This is a genomic window from Alteromonas sp. BL110, assembly GCF_003443615.1.
Lineage (GTDB): Bacteria > Pseudomonadota > Gammaproteobacteria > Enterobacterales > Alteromonadaceae > Alteromonas.
Genome location: NZ_CP031967.1, coordinates 2485510 through 2498178, shown reverse-complemented (window position 1 = coordinate 2498178; position 12669 = coordinate 2485510). Strand labels below are relative to the sequence as shown.

12 protein-coding genes are annotated in these 12669 nt (G+C 43.9%); 8 read left to right on the top strand and 4 right to left on the bottom strand.

Annotated elements, in window-relative coordinates:
* The first annotated feature begins 110 nt into the window (after positions 1-110).
* Positions 111-950, top strand: coding sequence for a DUF2884 family protein (locus tag D1814_RS10825; RefSeq protein ID WP_118492135.1), 840 nt, complete (start codon positions 111-113; stop codon positions 948-950).
* 237 nt (positions 951-1187) lie between these two features.
* Positions 1188-2000, top strand: a complete 813-nt coding sequence (locus D1814_RS10820) for an NAD-dependent epimerase/dehydratase family protein (protein ID WP_118492133.1) — start codon at positions 1188-1190, stop codon at positions 1998-2000.
* A 216-nt stretch (positions 2001-2216) separates the two neighbouring features.
* Here the strand turns inward: D1814_RS10820 and D1814_RS10815 are convergent, their stop codons facing one another.
* The 3 genes from D1814_RS10815 to D1814_RS10805 form a co-directional block, all read right to left on the bottom strand.
* Positions 2217-3638, bottom strand: a complete 1422-nt coding sequence (locus D1814_RS10815) for a sodium-dependent transporter (protein ID WP_118492131.1) — start codon at positions 3636-3638, stop codon at positions 2217-2219.
* Between the two features lie 330 nt (positions 3639-3968).
* Complete coding sequence (locus D1814_RS10810; protein ID WP_118492129.1) at positions 3969-4694, bottom strand: SDR family NAD(P)-dependent oxidoreductase; 726 nt, start codon at positions 4692-4694, stop codon at positions 3969-3971.
* Positions 4684-5079 (bottom strand): thiol-disulfide oxidoreductase DCC family protein, encoded by a 396-nt coding sequence (locus D1814_RS10805; protein ID WP_118492127.1) that lies wholly within the window; start codon positions 5077-5079, stop codon positions 4684-4686. The genes D1814_RS10810 and D1814_RS10805 overlap by 11 nt, the downstream gene beginning before the upstream one ends.
* A gap of 258 nt (positions 5080-5337) precedes the next feature.
* Between D1814_RS10805 and msrA the strand changes: the two genes are divergently transcribed.
* The gene (gene msrA / locus D1814_RS10800; RefSeq protein ID WP_118495367.1) at positions 5338-5883 is read left to right on the top strand and encodes a peptide-methionine (S)-S-oxide reductase MsrA; all 546 of its coding nucleotides are present in this window, start codon (positions 5338-5340) and stop codon (positions 5881-5883) included.
* 105 nt (positions 5884-5988) lie between these two features.
* Here the strand turns inward: msrA and D1814_RS10795 are convergent, their stop codons facing one another.
* Complete coding sequence (locus D1814_RS10795) at positions 5989-7110, bottom strand: hypothetical protein (protein WP_118492125.1); 1122 nt, start codon at positions 7108-7110, stop codon at positions 5989-5991.
* 246 nt (positions 7111-7356) lie between these two features.
* On the opposite strand from D1814_RS10795, the gene D1814_RS10790 reads away from it, so the two are divergent.
* The 5 genes from D1814_RS10790 to D1814_RS10765 all read left to right on the top strand — a co-directional run bounded on the left by D1814_RS10790 (position 7357) and on the right by D1814_RS10765 (position 12644).
* Positions 7357-9222, top strand: coding sequence for an alkaline phosphatase family protein (locus D1814_RS10790; RefSeq protein WP_118492123.1), 1866 nt, complete (start codon positions 7357-7359; stop codon positions 9220-9222).
* Positions 9223-9239: 17 nt separating this feature from the next.
* Positions 9240-9776: a flavodoxin FldB gene (fldB, locus tag D1814_RS10785; RefSeq protein WP_118492121.1), complete on the top strand. Its 537-nt coding sequence runs from the start codon at positions 9240-9242 to the stop codon at positions 9774-9776.
* A 26-nt stretch (positions 9777-9802) separates the two neighbouring features.
* The gene (locus tag D1814_RS10780) at positions 9803-10591 is read left to right on the top strand and encodes a CLCA_X family protein (protein WP_118492119.1); all 789 of its coding nucleotides are present in this window, start codon (positions 9803-9805) and stop codon (positions 10589-10591) included.
* Between the two features lie 142 nt (positions 10592-10733).
* Complete coding sequence (locus D1814_RS10775) at positions 10734-11144, top strand: ExbD/TolR family protein (protein WP_014950746.1); 411 nt, start codon at positions 10734-10736, stop codon at positions 11142-11144.
* 183 nt (positions 11145-11327) lie between these two features.
* Positions 11328-12644 (top strand): choice-of-anchor A family protein, encoded by a 1317-nt coding sequence (locus D1814_RS10765; RefSeq protein ID WP_118492115.1) that lies wholly within the window; start codon positions 11328-11330, stop codon positions 12642-12644.
* The last annotated feature ends 25 nt before the right edge of the window (positions 12645-12669 follow it).

Below are 12669 nucleotides of genomic sequence, written 5' to 3'. Positions count from 1 at the left end.
TTACTCACATACCAGCGAATAACGCTAGTGTTTATTTGATAGTGACTCTACAACCCATTGCAGCCCCCTGAATAAGGTGAATGCGTCACATGTAAATTAAGGAATGAACAATGTCTAACAAACTATTACTTTCTGTTGCCGTTACCAGTGCTTTGATGAGCGGCCACGCATTTGCGCATAACACCAGCTTTCAGAACAATAGCTGTGACATGGAGCTTGATGGGCACATTCAGTATTACCAAGGCGACCTTACGGTTCAGATGGACAATGGTTCGGTAATGACAATTGATGCTCAGCACAATATGACCATCAACGGTGAGCCAGTTTCGCTAAACAGCGATCAGCAACGTTGGGTAAGTGAATATTACAATAACATTGATATCGCTATTCCTATGACCCTTACTATTGCCAGTGAAGGCTTGCAAATTGCCAACGTAGCAGTAACAGAAGTGTTTACTGAACTGTTAGGCGGCGATCAAATGGGTGATGATTTCAATGAATTGTTCGACTCACTCGAGACTAAATTAAACACCTCATTTTATGATGACGCGGGCAATATCCGCGTAGATTCTACGAAGTTCGACGAGCCAGGTTGGTTTGACGAAAGCTGGGAACAAGAATTCGAGACGCAAATTGAGTCTTTAATCAGTGAATCCATGGGTAGGATTCTTATCGCGGTTGGCACACAAATGCTGTGGGAAGGCGGAGATATGTCTGAATTTGAACAAAAAATGGAGCGCTGGGGCGAAGATTTAGAATACCGTTTAGAAAGCCAAGCGGCTTCGCTGGAAGAAAAAGGCGAAGCTTTGTGTAAAGTACTAAAAAAAGCCGACCATGCCGAAGGTCAAATGCAGGCATCTATTTCAGGGCTTGATGACTTAAACCTGCTGGATATTGACCCCAGCGACAACCATGGTCACAACGAGCACAATGGCGAAATGAAAATGTAGTTGGGTAATTTAGCGAACTAAACCCGCTACAACAAACTACTTACCTTTCTATATCACTTACTTTGAAAACCGACTGAAAAAACAGTCGGTTTTTAGTTTTCATACCGGTCGCTATCTAACTTTTTAATACTTCACCTCACTCAGATTTCTGCTTTTTCAGTTAATGGTAGGCGTATTGACGACATCCGTCCCCCGATTGATGTACTCTTAAGCCCTAAACAAAGGGGAATTTAATCGATGACTCAGAATGTAGTAATTAGTGGCTATGGCTGGTTAGCCGGCTATGTAGGCAAAGCACTGTCAGGTAAAGTCAATATTATTGGCACTACTCGATGCCAACAGAAACGTCGCGCGTTAAAGGAACAAGGTGTCACCGCTATTGAATATGCATTAGGCGATGATACATCAGTACTATGTAGCCATCTACCAAACGCGACGTTATTGTTGAATATTCCCCCTGGTAGAAGAAACACCAACCTCGAATCATTCACTGACAATATGCTGCGACTTATTGATGCTGCACTAAGCGCAGGCGTCGCACACATTGTTTTTATCAGTACCACATCGGTTTATGGCGATGACACGAATAACGTCCTTACGGTACAAAGTGACACGAACCCACAAACTGCGTCGGCCAAAGCCCACGTGACTATTGAAAACCATTTAATGTCTAAGCGAGACCAAACTAATATCAGTATTGTTCGCTTAGCGGGGTTAGTAGGGCCAGATCGTCACCCAGCTCGTTCGTTAAGTGGAAGACAGTTGGATGCAGGAAATAAACGAATTAACCTTGTCCATGTGCACGACATTGTGTCTGCGTTAACCTCGATTATTTGCGGCAAGCCGCTAAATGACGTTATACACCTTTGCTGCTTATCTCACCCTAAGCGCGGTATTTATTATGTAGATGCTGCGAACGCAATGGACATAGACGCCCCCCACTTTTCTAATACAGAAGCTCAGCCTGCCGGCAAGGTTATCGACGCCGCGCAATGTTGGAACAGGCTTAACATTACGCCTATCTATGGTGACCCCTATAGCATGTTTTAAGGCTTATGCTCATTTCGGTCAGCATTAATTTAACGCCGCTAGAGTAGGCTTTGGTAAAGTTACAAAGGTGTGCTAATGAACCAGTCACCAAAGCAATGTAAGTTGATAGACAACAGGTTCCAAGAAACAAAAACGGCAAGCCTGCGCTTGCCGTTTATCCAATTTAGTTTACTGTTATTTTGTTATAAACACAGTGATTATTGTTGATAGGGCTTATTAACCGAAAAAGTTATATCCGAAGTATTTCAACGCCACCGTGTTTACAAAAATCACAAGTAGAATTAGCGGAATAAAGGTTTTCAACGAAACATCCACATACTTTTCAAACCAGCTGCCTTTATAGCCGCTGCTGCCTTCTTCCAAAGAAGCATTAAAATTAGCACTCTTCCAACGATAAATAACGAACAAGCAAATTAGCAAGCCGTTTAACGGCAAAATAGTGTCGTAGAATACATCGTAAATTACGTCAAACAGCGACTTGTCTGCGCCAGCGTAATGCATAAACGATGTTAGCATATCAACTTTACCAAACGACAATGCACTTAGAATTGCCAGCACAATCATAATGCTACCTAGAGAGCCTAGCGCCCATTTACGGCTAACGCCTTTTTCGTCCATTAGTGCCGCTACTGGTACTTCAAAAATAGACACTAGCGACGTAATTGCCGCAAAGAACACGAGTAGGAAAAACAGGCTCGCGACAATCGAAGCGCCCATATAGCCAATGGAGTCTTGGAGCGCTAGGAAGATACTAGGCAGATAAGTAAAAATCATACCTACAGACGATTCACTTAGCTCATCAGGGTTGATATCTGGGTTGAAAGAGAATATGGCAGGAAGAATCATTAAACCTGCGGTAAAAGCTACAGCAGTGTCAGTTAATGCCACTAGCTTCGCAGCGCTCGGTACATCCGCACGTTTGTCGATATAACTACCGTAGGTAATAAGAATCCCCATACCCAACGACAGTGAGAAAAAGGCTTGGGATAGCGCACCATTGACCACTTCCGCCGTGATTTTTGAAAAATCAGGAACAATATAAAATTCTACGCCTGCCATTGCGTTTTCACGGGTTAGTACGAAGATCACAAGCCCGATAAGCATTACGAAAAGTGCTGGCATAAGCAGCTTCGCCGCTTTTTCTATGCCTTCTTTTACACCGCCTTGAAGGATAAGGTAAACCACTCCAACAACAGCAGCCATGTAGACAAAAATAGACTCTGAATTAATAAACACCCCAAAAGTTTCGGGGTCGGCGAGTTTGTCTAAGTTTCCACTTACTGCCTCGAATAAATAGCCAAAAAGCCACACAGTAATAACCATGTAGAAAACGGCAATCATAAACGGCGTGGCAATCGCGAGCCAGCCTGCAAGTTTCCACCTCTTTTCGTTACCACTGATAGCGCTGTATGCACCTAACGGGTCTTTTTTAGCATGGCGACCCACTGACATCTCTGCCAACATCACCGGTAAACAAATGGCAAAAACAAAAATGGCGTACATTAAAAGGAATGCCCCACCACCGTTCTTAGCTGCACCGACTGGGAAACCCACCAAATTACCAATGCCCACTGCAGAGCCTGCAGCAGCCAATATAAAACCTATGCGCGATCCGAACTGTTCTCTGGCCCCGCTCATATCCCTTCCTCTTGTTGAGTTATTGTTATAGCAGTTCGCTTGTTACGCCCTGTGGCATACAAATCAGTTTTGGATAGAACAAACACTTTTTTGCATTCACAATTTGTACTTGTTGTTCGTACTTGGACCTTGTCGGAATCAAGCCGCGCGAACTGGTATTATTTATTATTAGGATGGCGTTTATTGTTATGACTCACGTGTGGCGTCAACGCGTTGTATTGCTACCTCTATGGGCGTATCAATACGCTGCACCATTCCCAAAATAGCATGGTAACAGCAGTGAAATAAAAAGTCTTGATGTTGAACTTGCTGAAATGATGATAGACCGTATCACCAAGTTACCACTTCGCCATTCCAGTCGATAAAATGGCAAGCTTGGTTCCGATCAAGCACTGAAAGATGGTGAATAAGCTGTTTTGCGGTGAACTCAGGCATAAAGAGTTTTTTGGCGGCGACATTCTTTTGAAAAGGCTTCGATAATCCTGTATCAACGGTACCTGGGTGGTAACAAACCAGCATGACATCCTTTAATCTACGTTTGTACTCTACCGACGCTGTTTTGACAAACATATTGAGCGCGGCTTTCGATGCACGGTAGCCATACCATCCGCCAAGCCCGTTGTCTGATATGCTCCCTACTCTCGCGCTTAGACAAACAAGGGTGGCCCCTTCTTTACTCATAACGTTGACTAAATGCTTAAGCCATATGGAGGGAATAATGCTGTTTGTCGCGAAGTACGCAGTCAGGGCTTCCTCGCTGACCTCTTCTAAACGTTTTTCGGGGTGAATACCTTCGCTTTCGTTATGCAAAAAACCGGTTGTTATTACTACCGTATTTAACACAACGTCTTGTTCAGCGAGTTGTTTTACAAAACCGCTGATATGCTTATCATCCTGTTCAGAAATTTGATGATACGAAACATTTTCTAGGTTGTTACTTTCAGTTGCAGCTGCACGACTTACTGCAAACACCTTTGCGCCTGCACTACGATATTGTTCGATAAGCGCAGACGCTATACCGCCAGATGCGCCCACTATAAGTACGTTATTTTCCATTCGGCTCTCCCGGTACACAGCGATCGCACTGGCGTTTTTTTCCCGTTAAAAGGTAAGAAATGGTATATCTATGTTTTGCGAATACATTGTAGAAAGCATCGGCGGCATAACGAATAACGGGCCAGCGAAGCGGAGCATAAATCCAGCCCATACCTACTGCTTTCCACGCTTCATGGGTAACATCAAGCCCAGTAATTAGGGTACCATCTTCGCGAAGCCCATGAATTCTTGCATTAAGTGCATGCCAATTCATGGCCGGGTAACGACTTGCAAAATCAGGTGCCTGAATGTCGACCAAGGTGAGTTTGTTATGCTTGTCTCTTTTGCGTAAATGACGCATTTCGGCTATGCACAAGGGGCAATAACCATCATAAAAAATAATCACTTCTACCTACCTCTGCCACATAAGGCGCTTATCGCTTAAAAGACGATTTCGCCCATGCAAACATGGAAAAATAAAGAATACATCGCGTTTGCCACGCGCTAACCGCGCTCTTGTTGTAATCAGTTTAAGACCGTTTTAAGCCGTCGCACGTTATTCTTATTTAATATTCGTTTATACGATAAAAAAACACGCTTGGATGACTTGTGTTGTGACTTACCCGCACCCACACTACAAGCAAAGATTATGAGAGGTTTTATTATGGCAAATTTACAAGTGGCCACGTTAGCAGGCGGATGCTTTTGGTGTATCGAATCTGCATTTAATACTGTCGAAGGCGTAGAAAAAGCAATTTCTGGCTATGCAGGTGGTGAAAAAGCCGATCCGACCTATGAAGAGGTATGTACAGGAAGCACTGGCCATGCAGAAGTTGTACAAGTAACGTTTGATGCAGACAACATCAGCTACCGTGAAATTCTAGAGATTTTCTTCGCGCTACATAACCCTACTCAGCTAAATAGACAGGGTAACGATGTGGGTACACAGTATCGCAGCGCAATCTTCTATCATGATGATGCACAAAAAGCGGAAGCTGAAAAAATTATTGCACAAATCACAGAGGAAGAAATCTGGCCTGACCCGGTAGTCACTGAAGTAGTCGCTGTGAATAACTACTATGACGCCGAAGACTATCATCAGGATTATTTCAAAAATAATCCGCAGAACCAGTATTGTTCTATGGTGGTTGCACCTAAGCTTGCAAAGTTCAAAAAGACTTTTGCTTCTCGCCTTCGCAGCGATGCATAAGTAAAATAAGCTTTATTAGCGGCGTTTTACAGGTTGGCTAAAAACGAAAGGGTTGCCTAGTAGCAACCCTTTTTCAATTTTAAGAACATCGTAAGTAGATAAACGCTAATCAAACCAAACATCATTGATTTCTATCGAAAACAGCAACGGCGCTAAATCTTCATAACGCGTTTTATGCGCTTCACAAGTCGCGTTTTTCATGTAATTTTTTTCCCACGGATCGTTGATGATCCATAGTGTGTTATCAATAGTGACTAACCCCTCCATTGATGAATTGTCCATTGTGTATTGTTTGCAATTTTGGTCGCCGGCAACGTCAAAAATAATGGTAATCCGCTTCGTCGGCTTGCTACCGCTGGTATCAATGATCCATAGCTCATTGTCATTTCTAGCCGCGCCAAACAAATAAGACTCGCCTGTTGAATGCGTATATAAAGCCAAGCCATTTATGGGGTGATTACCCGAGGTAAACGAAGGAAGCTGAAGGTTCGGTTCGCTCACACTGGCAAAATCGCTCGAAGAGAAAAAGTTTTGATCAATAGACAATGTGAAAATTCTCGGTTGCCCCGCCTTATCTTTTTCTAATGCCAAATACAAAGTACCGTCTTCTGACATAGTCAGGCCTTCAATACCGTCATTTGGAAAATTCCCTACTTCCAAAACAGTAGGAAACTGGAGCGGACGCACATCTGACATTTCAACTGCGCCATTGTCCTTTCGCGTTAGTTTAATCAACAGGGTTGGGTAGTCTGTAGAGCCTGTATCTTCGTACTTGGTTTCACAACGGGGGCTTAAGGCGCCTGTACGGGTTGCATCTTCTGTGACCGTATAAATGACATTAGCATCTCTTGGGTCTACCGCTAACGCTTCTAAATCTGGTTGCTCGCTTAAGTAGTTATAGAAGCAGCTTCGGCGCACATTCCTTGAAAACGAAAAGCGCTCACTAGACGCACTTAGCGTTGCCGTGTCTGGAGAAATACTGTGTAACTTCAACTGCTGAGTAACATCTGCGCTTGCATCTGCAATGGTAACAAGCTCTCCGTCCAACACGACTAGCCCAGAAGTTTGTGGGTCGAACATGACTTTTCCAGAGTCATCAAGAATCCAGTTCCCTACCGTTGTTTCTGTCAAATCGGTAGGTTCTGGACTAATAATGACATCTTTGGGCTCGCTGCATGCAGTGACCAGCATCGCGATTAAGACAGTGGCGGATAAATATTTAAGCATAATATGAAGTCCTCTTCCGACTCACTAGAGCGAGAGCAAAAGCAAAAACTGAAAAAATTGTAAGGGAGTATATCGAGCATACCGTTTACGCACAAAAAAGAGTAAGGTTATAGCGATTATTTACATACCAATGCGTTTGTGGTGTGTAAAAGACAATCAAGATCGTAAAGCGCCTCAATGTAGGGGCAAAAAAAGTTTTAGCTAGTAAATCGAGTATTGAAGGAGAAAGTCATTCCTACGCAGCACTTGCCCCAAGTCATAGCAGGGCCAATAGTTAGAAAAGTGACGCCTACTGAAAGCCATATATGGGTAGTCACCTGTAACGCCGAAGCACCACTATTAAAACTGTCGGTCTGTGACCAGGCAATATCAGGTGAGTGCCGGAGTGAAACTGTACGCGTAGGCTCTTGTGCTTTTATCCATGTCATCTCTTTTTATGCGGCTGAGACTTTTAAAGACAGAGCGCGAATTAGCTATCAACTGTTTTTTGACGATCCATCTGCCCAAGCCAGATGGGAAAAAGAACAGCGCGCAATACTCTACAATGGTCAATCTTCGCCAAGCTTTCACTACACAGAAACACCCGAAACCATTTTGCATGGCTCTTGCCGCAAACCCCACTTTGACAATGATGATGCGCTGGCGCAGGTTGACGTTCTTCATAAAAATGCGTTTGAAAAAAACAAGGGCTTTCCCGATCTTTTATTGATGACGGGAGATCAAATTTACGCAGATGATGTCGCTGGGCCAATGCTTAAAGCTATTCACAGTGTGATAGAGCGTTTAGGCCTTTACCACGAGGGGCTTGAGGGCGCAGTGGTAAGCAACACTAGTGAACTCGCAACCCATGAGTTTGGGTTTTATGAACGTGAACAGCTTCTGCCGCAAATAGCGACCAATACGGTACTGTCTTCAATATTCTTTGGTGCTAAGAAAAAGCCTGTGTTTACGTCGGTAAATGCACAAAACCATTTAATTGGCAGTGCAGAGATCATCGCTATGTATTTGCTGGTGTGGTCCGATACGCTGTGGGCTGATGTCACTATAAATAAAGAGGGTATTCCAGAAAAGTATTCGAACATTTTCGATAAAGAGAATGACGCGCTTGCCGGGTTCGTTAAACAATTACCACAGGTACGCCGAGCACTAGCGCACATTCCTACCTACATGATCTTTGACGATCACGATGTCACCGACGACTGGAACTTAACGCGGGGTTGGGAGCAAGAAGTTTATAGCAATCCCTTATCGAAACGTATGATCGGCAATGCACTTATTGGCTACTTACTATGCCAAGGCTGGGGCAATGCACCTAAAAAGGTCGCGCCACTGATCGCAAAAGTACAAGAATCGATAAGTGACATAGGTTTCACTGAACACGATGAGGTTATAAACAATCTTTTGGATTTTAACAAGTGGCATTACCGCTTAGATACCACGCCTCCTATAGAAGTATTGGACACGCGAACACAACGCTGGCGCAGTGAATCAAATATGAACAAGCCGTCGGGTTTAATGGATTGGGAAGCGCTGTGTGATTTCCAGCATTCTATTATTGGCAAAGAATCTGTCATTGTTGTCTCTGCTGCCCCCATCTATGGGGTTAAAGTTATTGAGGCCATTCAAAAAATATTTACGTTTTTTGGCAAAGCGCTCACCGTTGATGCTGAAAACTGGATGGCACATAAAGGTACTGCCAACGTTATGTTAAACATCTTCAGGCACTACAAAACCCCGCCTGAGTTCATTATTTTGTCGGGCGATGTGCACTATTCCTTTGTATACGATGTACGTCTACGCTTTAGGCGAAACAGCCCCCATATCACTCAGTTCACCTGCAGCGGATTGAAAAACGCGTTCCCAGATGGGCTAATTAAGTGGCTAGATAGATTGAACCGGGTACTGTATCGCTCCAAGTCTCCCTTAAACCTTTTCACAAGACGCCGAAACATGTCGGTAAAAGCGAGAGAACCAAGCTTGGGTTATGGCGAATTATTCAACGGTTGTGCTATCGGTGTATTAAAAATTTCACAGAAAAACGCCGATGTTCAGTGCAAAGCTTTGTTGAGCAACGGTAAAGAGGTAGAATTCCCAGCTTCTAAAGACGATTAGTTCAAAAGAGGTATCTAATGAGTGATAGCGCACTGTCCATCGGATTATTTTACGGCTCAACAACCTGCTATACCGAAATGGCGGCAGAAAAAATCCAAGCGCAGCTCAATAGCCTTTTTGACGAAGACATTGTTGATCTTCACAACATTAAAGATGTAAATCTGACGCGCACAGCCGAATACGACATCATTATATTTGGTATATCTACTTGGGATTTTGGCGAGCTTCAAGAAGATTGGGAGTCTCACTGGGAAGACGTGCACGGCTTAGATTTAGCCGGTAAAACCATTGCGCTATTCGGCCTTGGCGATCAGCTAGGTTACGGCGAATGGTTTCAAGATGCATTGGGCATGCTTCACGATGCAATAATGCCTTCGGGTTGTAATATTGTGGGGTACTGGCCTAACGAAGGCTACGAGTTTACCGCCTCTAAAGCCTTAACCGAAGATAAAACACAGTTTGTCGGCCTTTCTCTTGACGATGAAAATCAATATGACAAAACCGATGCCCGTATTGAATCTTGGTGTGAGCAACTACTGGTCTCGATGGCATAAACACCTAATGCAAGTGGATATAAGCATTGGAAAATAAAGGCCGTTTACATCAGCAGTTCTATCGCAACGGCCCGAGCCACCGGGACGGTGCTGACGTGTCTTTTCAAGATATTCGCAAACTGTTTAATTTCGCTACGATCACGGTTGGCAGATGGGTGACTGCGGAAGAACAACAGATCGCTGCCAATTTATTTTTTGATGCGCTGTACGATCTGGTTGCGATCCTAAATATCAATGAGCAAGTGCTGTCTTTAAACGGCTCTCTGTCCCTTGCTTTTGGCAGCGGCGGGCAAAAGCACAGTAGCGCCCACTACAACAGTGCGAAAAGACAGCTAGCGCTAGCAAAACACGCGGGAGCTGGGGCCCTAGCCCACGAGTGGTTCCACGCCTTTGATCACTACATTGCCCCTCGTATGTTCGACGGCGTTGCCGCCGGAAGTTTCGCCACACAGGCTTGGCTGGATAATGCGCCAATGAACGAGCACCCTTTGAATCAAAAATTGAGCGATTGTTTCTCGTTATTGTTTTTAAATGATCAAAAAAGGCCAAATGAATACTTTGTGCGATCCGTAGAAGCTGATCGCGCGCTAAAAATGTATTATTATGCTATGCCTCAGGAGATGGCCGCCCGCGCATTTGAAGCCTGCATTCAAGATCACGAAATCAAAAATGCGTTCTTAGTGCAAGGCACAAAAAAGTCAACGGAAGCTAGACTTGGCATTTACCCTCATGGTAACTTGCGTACATCACTCAATCAGGCATTGATGTTGTATTTTTACCAATTAGGTGTCGCTATTTCACGCAAACAACCCTAATTTGTTGTTTTACCACCGTGAAATTGAGTATTTTTTCAACAACAAGTGTTAATGAGCACACTGTTTTTATACAAAAGTCTGTATATTTTTGTAACAAGCAGTATACTAAATGGCTCGAACGTAACAGAAGAAAGAAGACGAGATGAAAAGAAAGAAGCATACCTCGGCTGAAGACGAGGCTCAGATTGATATGACCCCCATGTTGGACATCGTGTTCATCATGTTGATTTTCTTCATCGTAACGACCTCGTTCGTGAAAGAGAAAGGTTTAGACGTAAACCGTCCAGAAGATAATCAAGCGAAAAACGACAAGCCTTCTAAAGCGCTTTCTATCCGTATTGATGCTGATGGCACTATCATGATGGGTGGCCGTGAGGTTGATATTCGTCGTGTGGTTGCGAACACGCAAACATACCTAGCAGAAAACAACACTGATTCTGCTGCTATCCAGGCTCACGAAGACAGCGAGCACGGCACAGTAGTTGAAGTAATGAACCAAGTTAAAATTGCTGGTATCGACAAAGTATCTGTTTTGGTTAAAAAGAGCAGCTAAAACGCTTTATTAATCAAAAACAAATTAAGTAAAAGCCACCTTCGGGTGGCTTTTTCGTATCCTCTCTTATACCAAAGTATCTCTTGTGCTATCGCACGAATTTTGTTCAGATCGTACCATTCGGTGTGTCTGGATAAACCATGTTGAAACTCGGTTCCAGACTCTGATGTCACTGGAGCCATTATGCACAAAAAACTTATTTACACTGCTGTAGTTGCAGCGGTAATGTCAGCACCCCAGGTGTCTGCAGCAAAAATTGAATTAAGCGAAGCGTTTAACTACAACGCTTTCATCTTTGAAGATTACGAGGGTGAGCGTTCTGACGTTGAAGGCTCGTTAGCCGTAGGTGGAAACCTAACGGTTGAAGACTTTGATGTAGGTCTTCTACTCCCTACCGATCTTTCCTCTAGTGCGCTCTATGTAGGTGGCGATCTTACTTACACCCGAGGCCATGTTCACGCAGGACAAACCACAGTTTCAGGGATGGTTACCGCTAATAGCGTAATGTTCGATAAAGCGATAAACAGTGGCAATACTACCAACGTAACCTACGGTAGTGTGGAAAACGGCGGTATATTCAGTGAAGGTGACGTGACATTAGAGAAGGCAGGCGTTAATAACGGTGATATCCAGTCTGAGCAAGCCGTTACCATCCGTGAAGCGGGTGTAAATGGCTCCATAACATACGGTACAACGCTTACCGTGGATAATGCTGGCTATACGGGGAGCGCTGTGCAGTCTTCCAGTAATACAGTAAACGTCGACAACCTCGATTTTAATTCCATCGCTACTGAAGTAACGGCGCAGTCTCAAGACTTTGCTTCGATGAGCGTAAATGGAACAACAACACTGACCTGTACCGACGCTTCAGATCCAAATGCGTTAGTTACTTGTAATGACAGTAATATCGATACTCTCGACACCATCGTATTTTCTGGCTCCGACGATGTGAATATCTATTCAATTAGTTCTGACTGGTTCAGTGCTGCCGACAAAGACATTGTTTACGATTTCTCTACCACCAGCTACAACATTATCAATGTGTATGGCGATTCGGTAGAGCTGTTTAATACAGGCTTCTTCAATACTGCATTTACGCAGGAAAACGAATATTTTACAGAAACTGGCCAGTATAGAGACAACGATAACAACATAGGCCAACGTCACGATGGGCTTTACACTAACAATATTTTGTTTAATTTTGTTGATGCTGAAGATTTAACTCTTCACAGTGTTGGCGTAAAAGGCAGCGTCTTGGCGCCATATGCTGAGCTAAGCTTTTATAATGGTCACGTAGATGGCAATGTGATTGCCAATAGTTTGGTCACTCCGCTTGTGGAATTAGTTAATGACCAAGGCGAAACCTACAACGCGCCAACAGGCCAAATTAATAACTACCAGTTTGGCGCTATTAACGTCAGTGAGCCCGCTTCAATCGCCCTTTTATTTGGCGCAGGATGCTTCATGTTGGCTAGGCGTCGACAAGTTAGCAAGGTCTAAATAAGGATAGCTCGGTCTTTGATGA